12 protein-coding genes are annotated in these 14,613 nt (G+C 72.5%); 5 read left to right on the top strand and 7 right to left on the bottom strand.

Annotation, left to right across the window (positions count from 1 at the left end; genetic code table 11):
- Nucleotides 1–31: 31 nt before the first annotated feature.
- The 5 genes from DFP74_RS30710 to DFP74_RS30690 form a co-directional block, all read right to left on the bottom strand.
- Nucleotides 32–934 carry an alpha/beta fold hydrolase gene (locus DFP74_RS30710; protein WP_121187180.1) on the bottom strand — a complete coding sequence of 301 codons (903 nt, stop codon included), beginning with the start codon at nt 932–934 and terminating at the stop codon, nt 32–34.
- Between the two features lie 102 nt (nt 935–1,036).
- Entirely contained in the window at nt 1,037–1,492 is a 456-nt protein-coding gene (locus tag DFP74_RS35280) for a DUF4873 domain-containing protein (RefSeq protein ID WP_121187178.1), read from the bottom strand.
- 31 nt (nt 1,493–1,523) lie between these two features.
- Nucleotides 1,524–3,050 carry an NAD(P)/FAD-dependent oxidoreductase gene (locus DFP74_RS30700; protein ID WP_199725831.1) on the bottom strand — a complete coding sequence of 509 codons (1,527 nt, stop codon included), beginning with the start codon at nt 3,048–3,050 and terminating at the stop codon, nt 1,524–1,526.
- A gap of 334 nt (nt 3,051–3,384) precedes the next feature.
- Nucleotides 3,385–4,299, bottom strand: a complete 915-nt coding sequence (locus DFP74_RS30695) for a diiron oxygenase (protein WP_121187175.1) — start codon at nt 4,297–4,299, stop codon at nt 3,385–3,387.
- A gap of 15 nt (nt 4,300–4,314) precedes the next feature.
- On the bottom strand, nt 4,315–5,169 hold the full coding sequence (locus tag DFP74_RS30690; RefSeq protein ID WP_121187173.1) for an SDR family oxidoreductase: 855 nt from the start codon (nt 5,167–5,169) through the stop codon (nt 4,315–4,317).
- Nucleotides 5,170–5,285: 116 nt separating this feature from the next.
- Here DFP74_RS30690 and DFP74_RS30685 point away from each other — a divergent pair, with 116 nt between their 5' ends.
- Nucleotides 5,286–6,071 carry a MerR family transcriptional regulator gene (locus DFP74_RS30685; protein WP_121187171.1) on the top strand — a complete coding sequence of 262 codons (786 nt, stop codon included), beginning with the start codon at nt 5,286–5,288 and terminating at the stop codon, nt 6,069–6,071.
- A 98-nt stretch (nt 6,072–6,169) separates the two neighbouring features.
- Here the strand turns inward: DFP74_RS30685 and DFP74_RS30680 are convergent, their stop codons facing one another.
- Nucleotides 6,170–8,041 (bottom strand): GMC oxidoreductase, encoded by a 1,872-nt coding sequence (locus tag DFP74_RS30680; protein ID WP_121187169.1) that lies wholly within the window; start codon nt 8,039–8,041, stop codon nt 6,170–6,172.
- A gap of 218 nt (nt 8,042–8,259) precedes the next feature.
- Between DFP74_RS30680 and DFP74_RS30675 the strand changes: the two genes are divergently transcribed.
- Together DFP74_RS30675 and DFP74_RS30670 are read left to right on the top strand one after the other, a co-directional pair.
- Nucleotides 8,260–8,907, top strand: a complete 648-nt coding sequence (locus DFP74_RS30675) for a DUF6230 family protein (RefSeq protein ID WP_121187167.1) — start codon at nt 8,260–8,262, stop codon at nt 8,905–8,907.
- 4 nt (nt 8,908–8,911) lie between these two features.
- On the top strand, nt 8,912–10,306 hold the full coding sequence (locus tag DFP74_RS30670; protein WP_121187165.1) for a DUF6114 domain-containing protein: 1,395 nt from the start codon (nt 8,912–8,914) through the stop codon (nt 10,304–10,306).
- 199 nt (nt 10,307–10,505) lie between these two features.
- On the opposite strand, the gene DFP74_RS30665 is transcribed toward DFP74_RS30670, so the two are convergent.
- Nucleotides 10,506–12,317: a UvrD-helicase domain-containing protein gene (locus DFP74_RS30665; protein WP_121187162.1), complete on the bottom strand. Its 1,812-nt coding sequence runs from the start codon at nt 12,315–12,317 to the stop codon at nt 10,506–10,508.
- Nucleotides 12,318–13,107: 790 nt separating this feature from the next.
- Here DFP74_RS30665 and DFP74_RS30660 point away from each other — a divergent pair.
- Both DFP74_RS30660 and DFP74_RS30655 read left to right on the top strand, forming a co-directional pair.
- Nucleotides 13,108–13,719, top strand: coding sequence for a DUF1707 domain-containing protein (locus DFP74_RS30660; protein WP_199725830.1), 612 nt, complete (start codon nt 13,108–13,110; stop codon nt 13,717–13,719).
- Between the two features lie 188 nt (nt 13,720–13,907).
- Entirely contained in the window at nt 13,908–14,513 is a 606-nt protein-coding gene (locus DFP74_RS30655; protein ID WP_121187158.1) for a vancomycin high temperature exclusion protein, read from the top strand.
- Nucleotides 14,514–14,613 lie beyond the last annotated feature (100 nt).

The raw sequence follows: 14,613 nt of genomic DNA, 5'->3' as shown, positions 1-14,613 counted from the left end.
GCGGTCGACCCGCCCGTCAGCGTGCGGCGGGTCAGACGCGTGCCGGTTCGGCCTCCAGGTGCTCGGCGGCCAGGCGGTTCAGGTGGTCGGCCAGGACGTCGGGGCACTCCAGCGGACCCATGTGGCCGACCCCGGGGACCTCGATCGCCGGGGCGCTGGCGCCCGGGATGGTCTCGGCCATGTGGTGGGCGTGCCAGGGCGGCGTGAACTTGTCCTCCGCTCCCACGAGCACCGTCGTCGGCACGGTGATCCGCCGCGCCGCCTCGTCCAGGTCCAGGGTGGAGAGCACCCCGCCCCACCGGGCGCGGGGCACGGTGCCGCAGTCGTGGACGAGCCGGGCGCACAGCCGCACCGTGCGCGGGTCCGCCGCGCTCCCCAGCACGATGAACCGGAGCATCTGGGCGGTGGCCGCGTTGGCCGGGCCCAGCGGCAGCGCCGTGGTCAGGAACAGCTTCGAGCCCAGCGCGCCCAGCGGGCCGGGCAGCGGGATGGCGGTCGACCGCTTCACCAGCTGCGTGCAGCCGGTGTTGGTGAGCAGGACCGCGGCCGCGCGGTCGGCGAACGCGGGGCGCGGCGCGGACGCCATGACCGTCATCCCGCCCATGCTGTGCCCGGCCACGACCGCCCTGGTGCCCTCGGGCACGGTCGCCTCCAGGACCGCGCACAGGTCGTCGGCGAGCCGGTCCGTGCTGTAGCCCGCCCGGGTCAGGGGCACCTGGCTGCGGCCGTGGCCGCGCTGGTCGTAGAGCACCACGCGCAACCCGGGGTCGAGTGCGCGCACGACCCGGCCCCAGGAGGACAGGGAGGTCGCCCAGCAGTGGGACAGGACCAGGGTCGGGCCGTCCTCGGGCCCGCGGACCTCGACGTGCAGGAGGGTGCCGTCGGCGGACGGGACGCGGAATTCGCGGGCCCGGCCCAGGTGTCGGGTTGCCATCGCAGAAGACCTCTCACTCGGGGGTTGGGGGTGGAGCGTCCGGGTCGGCGCGGAGCGTGGCCGCGGGCGGACGCGGGCGGACGCGGGCGGCGCCGTGGCCGGTCAGTCGTCGATCTCGATGCGGGGCACGGCGAAGGGCGGGGTTCCGGCGCCGCGGACGGGGTGCCCGCCCCACAGGTTGGGATCGTCCAGGACCCCGTGGCCCTCGAAACCGTCGGGGGTGCGGACCAGGACGGTGCGCACTCCGTCCTGGAAGGCCGCGGTGATCGCCTCGGAGGCCGCCAGCCGCCCCCGCCACCGGTAGTCGCCGGTCAGGGGGGAGAAGTGGCCCGCCAGGTGCGCATGGACCTCGACCGGGACGGGCGGGGCCGGTGCGGAGCCCGCGCCCACGGCGCGGTCGCCGTCCGCCCGGGCATCGCCGGCCGTGCCGCCCTTCCCGGCCGCGCCGTTCGCGCCGCCGGGCCCGGACGTGCCGTCGCCGGTGTCGCCCGTGTCGCCGGGCAGGACGACCGTCACCGGTCCCTGGTACTCCTCTTCGTCGTCACCGAAACCGCTCATCCACTCCTCCTCGGACTCCGGCGGTCCGCGCTCAACGGACGGCTCCGGCGCGGACGCCGGCGCGGCGGTCCCCGCGGGGGTTCTTGCGGAACTGGTAGTTGTGGGGGTCGAACCAGCGGGTCCGCAGCGCGTAGTCCCAGGTGAAGGTGGGCCACAGCGTGGTGTTGCGGCCCTCCTCGTTCAGGTACCAGCTGTCGCAGCCGCCGGACACCCACACGGTGCCCTCCATGGACTCGGCGACCTTCTCGTTGTACGCGCGCTGGGCCTCGGGCCGGGCGTCCAACCGGTCCAACCGGTTGCGGCACACGTACTTCAGGGCCTGCATCGTGTACCGGATCTGGGCCTCGATCATGAACACCTGGGAGGTGTGCCCGAGCCCGGTGTTGGGTCCGGCCAGGATGAACGCGTTGGGGAACCCGGCCACGGTGGTGCCGCGGAAGGCCTGCGCCGTCGTCCCCCAGTGCTCGGCGAGGGAGACGCCGTCGGCGTCGTGGATGCGCTGGGCCACCGGCGGGTCGCTCACGTGGAAGCCGGTGCCCATGATGATCGTGTCGACCTCGTGCTCGGTCTCGCGGCCCTCGGCGTCGCGTGTGACGACGGCGTGCGGGCGGACCTCCACGATGCCGTCGGTGACCACGTCGACGTTGGGGCGGGCCAGCGCCGGGTAGTAGTCGTTGGACATCAGGATGCGCTTGCAGCCCGCGCGGAAGTCGGGCGTGAGCTTGGCGCGCAGTGCCGGATCCTTGACGCTGCGGTGGATGTTGGCCCGGCCGAGCCGTTCCACGATTTTGAGCAGCCGCGGGTTCTTGGCGAAGCCGAGGATGTAGGTCTCGCGGCCCCAGTAGATGCTCTTGCGGGCGATCTGCTGGGCGAGGGGGATGTTCTGGTAGAGCCAGCGCTCCGCGCGGGTGATGTCGCGGTCGTGCCGGAACATCACCCAGGGCGCGGTGCGCTGGAAGAGCTTCAGCGCGCCCACCCGCGGCTGGACCCGCGGCACGAACTGGATGGCCGAGGCCCCCGTGCCGATGACCGCGACGCGGCGCCCGGTCAGGTCGTGCTCGTGGTCCCATTCCGCGGAGTGGAAGATCCGCCCCTCGAAGGTGTCCAACCCCTTGATGTCGGGGTAGGAGGGGTCGGCCAGGGGGCCGGCTCCGCTGACGAGGAACTGCGCGGTGACCGTGCCCGCGGACGTCTCGATCCGCCACCGGTTCCGGTCGGGCTCCCAGCGCGCGGCGGTGACGTCGTGGCCGTAGCGCACGTGCCGGTCGACGCCGTGTTCGCGCGCGACCCGCTTCATGTAGTCCCAGATCTCCGGCTGCGGGGAGAAGGAACGGCTCCACCCGGGGTTGAGCGCGAAGGAGAACGAGTACAGGTGCGAGGGGACGTCGCAGGCGGCACCGGGGTAGTCGTTGTCCCGCCAGGTGCCGCCGAGGTCGTGGGCCCGTTCCAGGACGGTGAAGTCCGTCAGGCCCGCCTGCCGGAGCCGGACCGCCATGCCGATACCGGCGAATCCGGTGCCGATGACGGCCACCCTGTAGTGCGGTGGTGCGTCGGTCACGTTCAGGTCCCTTCGTGCGAACCGGCGGTCGGGGCACCGGTGCGGGTGAGTACGCCGGGGTGGAGTGCTGTGCCGTAGGCGTCCGTTGAGGGTGTCCCACCCCGTCGCGGAGCGACCCCTGGGCGGTGGCGGGAGACGGGTGGGCGCGTACGCCCCCCGGGGAGTGAGTCCCCCGGAGACGTGGCGCGTACGCCCCCGGGGGGTGAGGCCCCCCGAAGACGTGGCGCGTTCCGTCTCCGGGGGAGTCTGTGCGGGGCGGCGCGGAGGCCGGCCCGTGGTCGGTGGGGTGCCGGGGCGGCGCCCGGGTGGTCCGGGCGCGCGTCCCCGTCCGGGTTCAGCGCCCGAGCAGCCCGGCCTTGCGCCAGAAGTACCGGCCCAGGCCGGTGATCGCGTCGGCGGTGTCGAGGGTGGCGACCACCTTGCGTGCGGCCCAGGTCTTGGTGTCGATCCAGTGCGGGTTGGCCTTGGCCACGCGGTAGGCCTCCTTGGGGTCGAGGCCGACCTGCTCGTAGACCTTGGGGTTGATCAGCCGGGTCGCCGAGTAGTAGGTGACCAGCCCGAGGATGATCCGGCTGTAGGCCCGGTTGAGGGGGCCCCGCCCGGCCCAGTCGCGGGCGAACTCCTCGCGGGCGTAGCGCATGTGCCGGGCCTCCTCCACCACGTGGATGCGGGACACGGAGCGCACCAGAGGCAGGATCTGCTCGTCGGGCACGGCCTCGCGCTGGATCTGGTCGAGGAGCTCCTCGACGAACAGGGCCCCGGCGAAGATCAGCGGGCCGTGCGCGATGGTCTTGAACAGGCGCCCGAGGTGGTGCGCGGCCGGATCGAGCTTGTGGGCCCGCGACCCGAGCTTCTCGATCATCTTGGCGAACATGACCGTGTGCCGGCACTCGTCGGCGATCTCGGTGTAGGCGTACTGCACGTGGTTGGTGGTCGGGTCGTGGTCGTAGGCGTGCCGGACCAGCATCTGCATGAGGATGGTCTCGAACCAGATGCCGATGGTGGCGACGCTGGCGATCTCCAGGCGCGAGAGCTCCTTGCGCTGGGCGTCGTCGAGGCGGTCCCACAGGTAGGTGCCGTAGAGCGACACGCGCTCGGGGCGGATGGCCCACATGTCGGGGTCGACGGGGGCGTCCCAGTCGATCTCGACCAGGGGGTCGAAGGAGGCCTTCGCCGAGCCGCGCAGCAGGCGCTTGGCGATGTCCTCGCGGTCGGTGAGCTTGGGCTTGGCCGTGGTCTGGACGGTCATCTGTTCCTCTCCTCCTCAGTTGGCGTCGGTCCGCTGGACGGTGCCGCGGTGACGCTCGTGGAGTCCCTGGGCGATCTCCGCGTCGCCGAAGGCCCCGTCCGCGAGGAGCAGGCCGACCTGGAGCGACACGATCTGTTCGGTGGTGCCCGGGAAGTGCCGGGTCAGGTGCAGTGCGGCCGTGCCGAGGGCGGTGGAGGCCACGTCGCGGGGCGCGCGCTTGGCGCCCGCCGCCCGGACCACGCTCATCACGGTGTCGCGTTCGCGTTCGGCCGGCACGAGGCCGTCCAGGGCGACGCCCGTGGCACGGGAGCTGTCGTGGATGGGGGTGTCGACGTAGCCGGGGTAGACGGTGGTGACGCCGACGTGGGAGCCGTACTCCGCCCGCAGGCAGTCGGCGTAGGCGGCCAGCGCCCGCTTGGAGACGGTGTAGGCGCCGGCGAAGGGCAGTTGCAGGTGGGACAGCAGTGACGAGGTGAGGATGACGCGGCCCCGGCTCTTGAGCAGGGCGGGCATCGCGGCGGCGGTGACCCGCCAGGAACCGAGGAGGTTGACCTCCAGGGCCTGGTGCACGTGGACGTCGGGCTCGCCCCCGATGTCCACGGCCGGGCCGACCCCGGCGTAGTGGATCAGCAGGTCCAGGCTCCCGCCGAGCCGGTCGACCGCCTCGGCCATCGCCTGGCGCACCTGGGCGTCGTCGGTGATGTCGCATTCGACGACGTCGGGGGCGGCCTTGCGGTCGATGCCGACGACGTTCACGCCGAGGTGACGGAGGACGGCCACGGTGGCGCTGCCGAAGGCGCCGGACGCACCGGTGACGATGGCGTTCTGGCCGGGCAGGCGCCGCAGGTGGCGCGGCAGGGGGGTCGTCATGTGATCTCCTCCACAGTCATTGCCGGAACGTTACAACGAGCATTGTCACAATGCAATGGGCTGTCGTCGGAAATTTACTGACGAGTAGCGTCCGCGGGGGTCTCTAGTCTTGGTGCATGGCCGAATACCGCATTGACGAACTCGCCCGGCTCGCGGACACGACTGTGCGCAACGTCCGGGTGTACCAGGACCGTGGTCTCCTGGCGCCACCGCGCAGGCAGGGGCGCGTGGGGATCTACTCAGAGGCACATCTGGCGCGTCTTCGGCTGATCGGCCAGCTGCTGCGTCGCGGCTACACGTTCGCCAACATCGGTGAGATGTTCCAGGTGTGGGAGCGCGGCGGCGACCTCTCCGAGATCCTCGGCTTCGAGTCCGCGATAGGGGACGCCTGGACCGACGAGATCGCCGACTACATCACGCTCGGGGACCTGCGCGACCTCTTCGGCAAGGGGGTGACGCCCCGGACCATAAAGCGTGCTCTGGACCTGGGCGTGATCGAACGCGACGGGCTGCGCTTCCGGGTGCCCAGCCCGCGCCTGCTGCACGCCGGCGTCGAGCTGGTGCGGCTGGGCATGACCGTGGACTCGGTGCTCGACATAGCCGAGAACCTGCGCGACAAGGTCGGGCACGTCGCCGAGCACATGGTCCGCCTCGTGGCCGACCACATCATCACCGAGCACGCCCCCGGCACGGTGGTGCAGAGCGACGAGACGGCCGAGATCGCCGAGCTCATCCGCCGGGTGCGCCCCCTCGCGCAGCAGGCGGTGGACGCCGTGTTGGCCCAGGCGATGGCCGACCACCTGAACAACGTCATGGGCGAGCACTTCGCGCAGGCGATGGAGCTCCTGCGCGGCGAGAAGGATCTCCAGCGGCAGGGCGGCGCTCCACCGCCCTTGTCCTGAAGACCCCCGAACGCACACCCCGCTGGAGGGCCCGAACACCGTTCGGGCCCTTCCTCATGTCACGGGGGGTGCGTGCCCGCCGTCGCCCCGGGGCGGGCTCAGGACTCCTGGGGCGCGGCGGCGGTCGGCTTCTCCGCCTCGATCACCGGGGGCTCCACCACCGGGGACTCGACCACCGACAGCGGCAGCGTCGTCGTGTGGCGCAGCTCGGCGAAGGCGCCCGCCGGCACCGCGGGCGCGTGCGGGAACACCGGCCGCACCCGCTCGTACTCCGCCTCCTGGGCGGGGCGGGTGTCCGCCTCACCCTTGTTCGGCCACATCGACATCGCGCGCTCGGCCTGCGCGGTGATCGTCAGCGACGGGTTGACCCCCAGGTTCGCGGTGACCGCCGAACCGTCCACCACGTGCAGGTCCGGGTAGCCGTACAGCCGGTGGTAGGGGTCGATGACACCTTGCTCCGGGCTGTCCCCGATCGGGCAGCCGCCCAGGAAGTGCGCGGTCATGGGGATGTTGAACAGGTCGCCCCAGGTACCCCCGGGGTGGCCGTCGATGCGCTCCGCGAGCCGGGTCGCCGCCTCCTGGCCCGCCGGGATCCAGGTCGGGTTGGGCTCGCCGTGGCCCTGCCTGGAGGTCAGTGTCTTGCGTCCGCCGAAGAGGCCGCGTCTGACCGACGTCGTCAGCGAGTTGTCCAGCGACTGCATCACCAGGCCGATGATGACGCGCTCGGACCAGCGGCGGTTGGAGAAGCTGCGGGCGAACACCGTGGGGTGGCGCAGGGCCAGGCCGAGGAAGCGCAGCCAGCGGGGGACCTTCCCGCCGCCGGGCACCTGCATGGCGGTGAGCAGCCCCATCGCGTTGGAGCCCTTGCCGTAGCGGACCGGCTCGATGTGGGTGTTCTCGTCCGGGTGGATGGAGGACGTGATCGCCACGCCCCGGGTGAGGTCCTCGGGCGGCGGGACCTGCTTGCTCATCGCGCCGACGAGTGCCTCGGAGTTGGTGCGCGTGAGCGAGCCGAGCCGCTCCGACAGGCGCGGCAGCAGCCCCGAGTCGCGCATGCGGTGCAGCAGCGTCTGGGTGTTGTAGGTGCCCGCCGCCACGACGACCTGGCGGGCGGTGAACGTACGGGCGTTCTCGCGGCGGCGCGGGGCGTCGGTGCGGACGGTGTCGACGGCGTAGCCGCCGCCGGGCAGCTCGCGCAGGCGCTCGACGGTGGTCAGGGCGTGGACCTGCGCGCCGTCGCGTTCGGCGAAGTACAGGTAGTTCTCGGTCAGGGTGTTCTTCGCACCGTGGCGGCAGCCGGTCATGCACTCGCCGCACTCGGTGCAGGCCCGGCGCTCGGGTCCGGCTCCGCCGAAGTAGGGGTCGCCGACGGTCTCGCCGGGCGCGGCCTTGGAGCCGTCGCCGTCCTGCCCGTCGCCGAAGCACACCCCGACCGGGGTGAGACGGAACGTGTCGCCGACGCCCATGTCCTCGGCCACGGCCTTCAGGTGCACGTCGGAGGGGGTGACGGTGGGGTTGGTGCGCACGCCGAGCATGCGCCGGGCCTGGTCGTAGAAGGGGGCGAGCTCGGACTTCCAGTCGGTGATGTGCCGCCACTGGGGGTCCTCGAAGAACGGGTCCATCGGGTGGTACAGGGTGTTGGCGTAGTTGAGGGAACCGCCGCCCACACCCGCGCCCGCGAGGATCATCACGTCCCGCAGCAGGTGGATGCGCTGGATGCCGTACATGCCGAGTCCGGGCGCCCACAGGAAGTTGCGCAGGTCCCAGGAGGTCTCGGGCAGGGTCTCGGGGGTGAAGCGGCGGCCGGCCTCCAGGACGCCGACGCGGTAGCCCTTCTCCGTGAGTCGAAGGGCACTGACCGAGCCGCCGAAACCGGAGCCGACGACGATCACGTCGTAGTCGAACCGGTCGTCCTGTTGCTGCTCGGCGGTCGCGGGGTCCGGGGCGGGGGTGGTGCGCTCGTTGGCCACGATGTGGTCTCTCTCCTGGTCAGATGCGGGGAGCCCGTACTGCGCCGGATACGAGTCCGCAATATTCACGCTGTCATCTGGAAATGCGACATTGACTATTGTAATGTTCGTCACTACCGCCGAGTAAGGTGTGCTCCAAGTAACACACGAGGCGTGCATCGGCGCAAGTCAGCTCCCCCTCGCCGCACCCCCCCAGCGGCGGAACCCTGGAGGTACTCATGCCCAAGGCCCCCGAAGAGGCGCTCACGCCGCCCGAGGACGTGCCTGAGCAGATCGCGGGCACCACCGGTACGCGGTGGCGCAGGTTCGCCCTCGTCGCGGTGCCCGGCCTCGCGGCCGCGGCCGTCCTGGGCGGTATGACCACCCAGGGCCTGCTGGCCGCGTCCTTCGCCGTGTCCGGCGACAACTTCAAGATGTCGGCGGACGAGCTCGTCGGTGACGGCTTCTCGCAGTACGGCGACGTGGCCAACTCCGTCGACGGCTCCGCGCGACCGATCGGCCTGTCCACGGTCAACACCGCCGAACTGGACAACCTCTGCATGTCCTCCCTGTGGGACCTGCCGGTCGGTGAGGCCACGCTGCTCATCACCGCCGGAGAGAACGCCCCGGTCGAGGGCACCAACCTCGTCATCGACATCGAGCAGCTCCAGGGCAACGCCGAGTTCAGCGCGATCGAGATCGGCCGCGACGCCAGCACCCTCGACAAGGCCGAGGGCGGACAGGGCCCTGAGGGCGGATTCGGTCTGCAGTCGGACAGCATCACCGTGACCGACATGCAGATGACCACGTGGGCCGTCACGTCCGGCTCGCTTCGACTGACCGGGCTGAGCCTGGCGGTCAAGCCCGGTAACCACGAGTGCTTCTGATCCCATGGCCCACGCACTCACCCTGACCCGCGCCTGGTGGAGCCGGTTCCGCACGTGGCGGAGCCGGCGTCCGTTCCTGGGCGGGTTCCTCCTGCTGGCGGCCGGAGTCGAGATCCTGGTCGCGCCGGCCGCGCAGACCCTGGTCCTGCCGATCGACCTGATCATCTACTCCGGTATCGCGGGGATCTCCGGCAGCCTCATCGGGCTGCTGCTGATCGCGATCGGCGTGCTGAGCTGGCTCCAGCCCGCGCAGAACAGCTTCTTCGGGCTGGTCGGCCTGCTGCTGGCACTGGTGTCCTTCGTGACCTCCAACTTCGGTGGATTCGTCATCGGGATGCTGCTCGGCATCGTCGGCGCCGCGTTCGTGTTCGCGTGGGGTCCCCGGGCGGCGACCCGTTCCCGCCGCCGGGGGAGGAGGCGGACCGGTGCGTCCGCCGACGCGGCCGGCGCCGACGGACCGGACGCGCCCCCCGGCGCGGACGTGCCCGGGGCCTCGGCCGCGCTGGACGGCGAGGCCGTGCCGGACGTGCCGGAGGCGGCGGACGGCCCCGTCCGCCGCCCCGGCCCGGACCCGGTGGCGGCCGTGGCCGCCCCGTTGCTCCTGTCCCTGCTCCTGGCGGCGGCGCCCCCTCCGGCCATCGGCTGGCCCTGGGACTGGTTCACGCCCCCGGGCGGGGACGAGGAGTCCACCGAGGAGCCCTCCGAGGAACCGTCGCCCGAACCCTCCGCCTCGCCGGGGGACGAGAGCGGTGACGAGAACGAGGACGAGGAGCCTCCCGAAGACGAGGGCACCGAGGAGGACGAGGACGAGGAGACGCAGGAGACGGAGGAGGCCGAAGACGAGGACGGCGAGGCGGCGGAGTGCGCGCTGCTCACCGGACAGACGGCGCTCGCCGAGACCGAGGAGGAGTTCCTGGACGCGGTCCGGGACTGCCAGGCCGCCGACGACGCGGGCGAACTGCCCGAGGTGCCGGTGGGCGCGGCCTACGACTGCTCCCGGGGTTCGATCCGCACCTCCGGCCTGACCTCGCAGAAGCTCGTGATGAGCGGCGCGAGCTACGACGGCGTGGTGGAGTGCCCCACCGCCGACGGGCCGCGGCGCTACCTCAAGCTCACCATGAGCCGGGCCGACTTCACCGACGCCGAGCTGTGGTTCGAGGACGCCGGCGTCCGGATGTCGCTGGGCCTGCCCACGATGGAGATGAACGGCGACGTCCAGATGCACATCACGCGTATGCACGTGCGCATCCTGGGGATCCCGCTGACCTTCACGCCGGACTTCCCGCCGCCGCTGCTGCTCCCGTACATGATCGTCACCGACGTGGACGTCGACAGCCCGCTCGCCTCCACCGACACCATGATCATCCCGGGCCTCAACTCCCAGCACGCGGGCACCTGACCGCGCCCTCGGCCTGAAGCCTTCCGGGCGCGCGGCCGCCAGGTGCGTCCGCGCGCTCGCACGGAACGACGCGTCAGGGCCCGGCCCCGGTGCTCGACCGGGTCCGGGCCCTGCCGGTCCGCCCCTTCAGCGCGCCGGTCCCAGAGCGGACCGGCGCCCCGAAGGCACGGCGTTCGGGTGGCGCGTCACCACCGGCGCGTCACCACTGGTCGGTGATCAGCCGGCTGGGCCGGCCCACGTGCGACACGTACAGGGCGTCGCGGGCCCGGGTGCACGCCACGAACAGCAGCGTGCGCTCCTGCTGGACCGCGTGCTCCAGGGCGACCTGGTCGCCGTCGGCCGCCTCGATGGCCGCCTTGGGCGGCAGCAGGTGGTCGCTGACCCCCACCAGGGCCACGCAGCGGAACTCCTGGCCCTTGAGCCGGTGCAGGGTCCCCACCCGTACCGCCTCGTCCCGGCCGGCGCCCTCCAGCGGGGTGGTGGCCACGCCGCGCGCCTCCAGTTCCTTGGCGATGCCGCGCACGATCCAGTGGTTGCGGCCGGCCACGGCGATGTCGGCCGGACGCACGCCCGCCTCCAGCCACACCCGGACCCAGTCGCCCAGCGCGGTCAGCTCCTCCGCGCGGTCGGCGCAGCCGCGCACCACCGGCGCGGGCCCGCGCAGCAGCGAGCGGTAGCCGGCCAGGGTGTCGGCGTTGTCGTCCATGCCCAGGGCCGAGCGGCGGCCCAGGATCGGCATGCTCCAGTCCAGGATCTCCTGCGTGACCCGGTAGCTGACCCGCAGCCGGTGTCCGCGCCCGCGCACGTTGATGCCGAGCGAGGCCAGGGAGACCCGGTTGTCGGACACCCGCTGGTGCGGGTCGCCGACGATGAACAGGTCGTCCTCGCCCTCGGGGACGGCCGCCCGCAGCATCCGCCACTGGGTCGGGTGCAGGTCCTGCGCCTCGTCGACCACCGCGTGCCGGAACAGCGGCCCGCTGGCCGCGAGCAGCCGGGCGGCCTCGGCGGCCAGCTGCGGGTAGGCCCACAGCCCCTCCACCCGCATCGCGCCGACGTAGCGCCGCACGGTCTCCCAGACCTGGCGCCGGTGCTCGGGCGCCAGGTGCTGGACCCGCCCGCTGCGCTCGCAGCGGATGTAGGCGGGCAGCAGGTCCAGGCCCTGGGCGAGGATGACCTGCTCCCACTCGTCCACCAGGAAGCGGCCGGAGAAGGGCAGCCCGTCGGCGACGGCGACCGCGCGCCAGCGGCGGGCCAGTTCGTCCTTGCCGATCATCCGGGGCGCCACACTGCTGTGCGCCTGGACGACGGAGCGGGCGAGACCGTCGATGGTGACCACGCGGACCCGGGAGCGGACGGCGGGGTCGGGCAGGAGCTGGTCGAGCCGGTCGGCCAGGGACTGCGCGAGCGCCCGGTTGTAGGTGGTGAGCAGGACGGACTCGCGGGTGTCCTCCGGGTGCGCGGCGGCGTCGAGCTCGGCCAGGTGGGCCGCGCGGTGCAGGGCGATGACGGTCTTGCCGGTGCCGGGACCGCCGGTGATCTGGGTGGCCCCCTTGTAGTGCGCCTCGGTGATCCGGTGCTGGTCGGGGTGCAGGGTGAGCTGCCACTGGTCGAAGGGCGCGTTGAGCGCGCTCGCGAGCTCGGGCGGACCGGTGGGCGTGGGCGGGTCGACGCGGGCGGCGGCGCCGGTGTCGACGGGAGTGTCCGCGCGCAGGCCGCGGGCGTAGCGCAGCGCCTCGTCGCGCGGCCGTACGGTGATCAGGCGGTACTGGGCGTCGTCGGACGGCTCGGGCCGGTCCTCGTGGGCGCGGGGGGCGGGCACGACGACGCCGGACCAGTCGGGGTCGATGGCGACGACGCGCACGCTCGGGTCTGCGGCGTCGGCGACGGACTCCAGGTCGGCGAGGTCGCCGGTCTGGTAGGCGCGCATCGCCGCGAGGGTGTTGAGCTGGACCTCGGGCGTGAGGCGGGAGAAGTCGTCGAGAAAGGTCGGGGTGATCGCGAGGGCGGACACGTCGTGGAATCCTCCGGTCTTCGACCTGATGGTGTCTTCGGTGCTGTGCGGTCGGAGCGGATGTTCTCGCGCGCGTAGCTGCTGGCCAGGCTTGGTTTCGCGTGCACTGGAAAGATGCTCGCTGGGCAATTCCGGCAAACGCCGCCACACAGGCGATGAACACCAGAAATCAGGCCCATGTCGAGCGCTGTGTTCTCGCAGTTCAGAGGGCTGTTTCCGGAAGTGCGTTCGAGTCTGATCGCGAGGTTTTTTCGGGGTCGGTGCGGGGGTGTTCGTGACCTGCGGTTCTGCGTTCGGGCACGGTGTCCGAAAGTGGATTTCCCGCCTGTCCGGAACTAGGATCCGAGACGAGGGAAGGCCAGTTCCGACCGGGATCCATGGGGCGACTGTGTCGCGTCGTTCGCGTGGGGCAACGACGACCGAAACCCGTGCCCGGTGTCCGGGCGCGGATCGGCCGGTGGAGGGGGAGGCGGGGGCGCCCTGGCCGGTTGCGGACACGGCCTGTGCAGAGGAGCCCGGACGCGAGATCGTGGGCGGGCGGGAACAGCGCACCACAGTGGTTCAGGACTCTGCCGGGGTCCGTCCTGCCCCGGCAGAGTCCTCAACCACCCCAGAAGAGCGGTACCCAGTCCCGGACCCGCCCAAAGCGCCTGCGGCCCGCCGGAACGCCGGTGGGCCGGGCGCTGTGGCTTCGCCCGCCGCGCCTGTCGCGACCCCATGCTCTACCGTGGGTGTGACATGAGCGGAAAGGACCGGGACGAGCACAGTGGCCCCCAATGACATGAACCGCATGCGCGTGTCCGACGCGGAACGGGACCAGGTCGCCGAGATCCTCCGTGAGGCGGCCGCGGAGGGTCGGATCACCTTCGAGGAACTCGACGAGCGACTGGACGGCACCTACGCCGCCAAGACCTACGCCGACCTCGAACCCCTCACCGCCGACCTGCCCGGCTGGTCCGTCGCCGGCACGTCCTCGGGGCCGCAGGGCTCGGTGGTCCGGCCGGAGCCGGCCTCGGCGCCGCGGACCGCCGGCGGCGGCGTCCTCGTGCTCGACGCCATGGGCGGCACCATCAAGCGCAACGGCCGCTGGCAGGTCCCGCCCCGGGTGGAGGTCACCAACAAGTACGGGTCGACCAGGCTCGACTTCCGCGAGGCGGCCCTCACCACGCCGGTCGTGGAGGTCTTCGTGGACGCCTCCTGGGGGGAGGCGGACCTGCTCCTGCCGGAGAACGCCACCGCCCAGGTCGACGTCGACAGCTCCTGGTTCGGCAGCCTGAAGGTCGACGTCGACGCGATGCGCACCCCCGGCGCCCCGCACTTCGTCGTCACCGGCACCTGCCAGGGCGGCAGCTTCAAGGTCCGCTACCGCCGCGGGGCCTTCTGGGACATGTTCGACGCCTGAGCGCGGACGGACCCGATCCCGCGTACCCGGGGCCGCCCCGGCCCTCGCACCCGCCCCGGCCCCCGCACCCGCCTCGATCCCGCCTCCGCCGTCGGCGCGGGGCCGCGCCGCTCCCGCGATAGGCCATCATGGTGTCCCGCGTGACCCCGGGCGGCCGAGCACGGGGGCGTGAGGAGAGGACGGCGGGCGTGGGCATCTGGATCGTCGCGGCGGGCGTCGGCGGCTGTGTACTGGCCCTGGCCCCCTTCACCTGGCCCTACCTGGCCAGCGCCGGACGCCGCGGCCGTGTGGAGACCGTCCCCGCCCGGCCGGTGGCGGTCGTCCTGGGCGCCGCCGCGTGGCCGGAGGGCCCCTCACCGCTGCTGGCCCGACGCCTGGACCTGGCCGTGCGCCTGTTCGAGGCGGGCCGGGTCGAGCGCGTCATCGTCTCCGGTGACAACCGCGAGGTCTCCCGATGCGAGACCGACGTCATGACCGCCTACCTCGTCGAGCACGGGGTGCCCGCCGACCGCGTGGCCGCCGACCGGCACGGCTACCGCACCTGGGACACGTGCGTGCGCGTGCGCGACCTGTTCGGCGTACGGGCTGCCGTCATGGTCACCCAGTCCTTCCACCTGCCCCGTACGGTCGCCCTGGCCCGCGCCGCCGGGATCGACGCCGTCGGGGTGGGCGACGCCAGCCTGGGCGCGCGCCGCCGGTCCACCGTCATCGGCTACGCCCGCGAGCTCGGCGCCGCGGTCAAGGCCCTGCGCGACGTGATCGTGCGCCCCGAGCCCGCCAGCGTCGAGCCCTGAGTCGCACCCGTTCCGGTTCCCGCGGGCCCGGTGACATGCCCGACGTCGGCTCCGGCGGCCGGACGGGTGCGCCCGAACCGCCGTTGGCGGGATAATCGCC

Origin of the sequence: Nocardiopsis sp. Huas11 (assembly GCF_003634495.1) — a bacterium.
Classification (GTDB): domain Bacteria; phylum Actinomycetota; class Actinomycetes; order Streptosporangiales; family Streptosporangiaceae; genus Nocardiopsis.
The sequence above is the reverse complement of the archived record's forward strand: the minus strand, read 5'-3'. Positions and strand labels throughout refer to the sequence as shown.